The sequence below is a fragment of the Paenisporosarcina sp. P4_E4_2 genome, from assembly GCF_056401595.1.
The window spans coordinates 1-1,182 of the sequence record NZ_JBFUJC010000560.1; the positions used below are offsets into that span (position 1 = coordinate 1).

Sequence of the window (1,182 nt, forward strand, 5' to 3'; positions counted from 1 at the left end):
TTACTCGACCGAAGTGCCTGTTGATGAAGTGTTCCCATTAGCATAATTGAGGAGAGATTATTAAATGACTAACGAAAAAAGTGAATGCAGGCCGGTTAATGATACAAGAGAGGAAGCTCTTGTATTTTATTTCAAAAAAAATATAGGACGGCGGGCATTCATATTGACTGAAGCCTTTCCATTTATGTTCATAGGCAAGATCAAAGGAATATTGGGAGATATCGTGACATTGTATGTACAAACCACATCCGTACCTGCCTTGGAAGGAAAGGTGTGGAACATTCATATCGATTCCATTGATGTGTTCTACATTGAAACAGGCACCGGGGCAAAAATTCCTTATTTAAAAGATTATTCAGATGAGGAACTTGCATGACTAGAAGGTATCATGTAGCAGCAATTCCGATTCGTATTGTTCTGAATTCATTTGGGGACCACAACCCTAATGGGATGATGTACGTTCTGAAAGAAAATGAGCATAAAGTTAAAGACTTGGTCAAAAAGAATCCTTTCTCTTCTGTTGAGCTCGTCCAGCCTCTCGTCATCCGGGCAAATGAAGGAGAAACCATTGAAATTCTTTTCAAAAATAAATTGGATTTCAATACAGGCATGCATTTTCAGCAAGCCGAATATGATGTATGCCAATCGGACGGAGCAAATGTAGGGTTCAATAAAGATACGACGGCTGCCCCAGGTGAATCTATTCTATATCGATTGCATGCGGTTAAAGAAGGAACGTATATCTTTTCTGATCTGGGCAATCCGGCAAGCGGTGAAAATGGTTCCAATTCCAATGGGTTGTTTGGGGCTTTATTGATCCAGCCCCGCTTTTCCTGGTGGACGGACCCAGAGACGGGCAAAACCATGAATAGCGGTGTGTATGCTGATGTACATCATCCTTTGCTTCCTTCGTATCGGGAATACGCCTGGATATTCCATGATGAAATGGAGGTCGATGATTTAACGGGAAACCGGCCAATCAATCATCTTACTAATCAGGAGGAGGAATCCTTTCATGGGGCTAACTACCGGTATGAACCGATCAACAGACGCCAGCAGCTCATTGAAGAAGGGGTTGTAGGACCTAATACGGAAGGTGAAGAAGTCCATCATGACTCATGGGTATTTGGAGATCCATCAACCCCGATTTTGAGGGGATATGTAGGGGATCCTGCAAAATTC

The 1,182-nt window shown here is 42.5% G+C and carries 2 protein-coding genes; both read left to right on the plus strand.

All coding sequences use genetic code 11. The features are described from left to right. Positions 1-64: 64 nt before the first annotated feature. A complete protein-coding gene (locus tag AC1DSB_RS19710) occupies positions 65-376 on the plus strand; it encodes a hypothetical protein (protein WP_016426609.1) in 312 nt (103 codons plus the stop codon). Beyond that, positions 373-1,182: cupredoxin domain-containing protein (locus tag AC1DSB_RS19715; protein WP_477587470.1), on the plus strand; the 810-nt coding region annotated here is incomplete at its 3' end. The genes AC1DSB_RS19710 and AC1DSB_RS19715, both read left to right, overlap by 4 nt.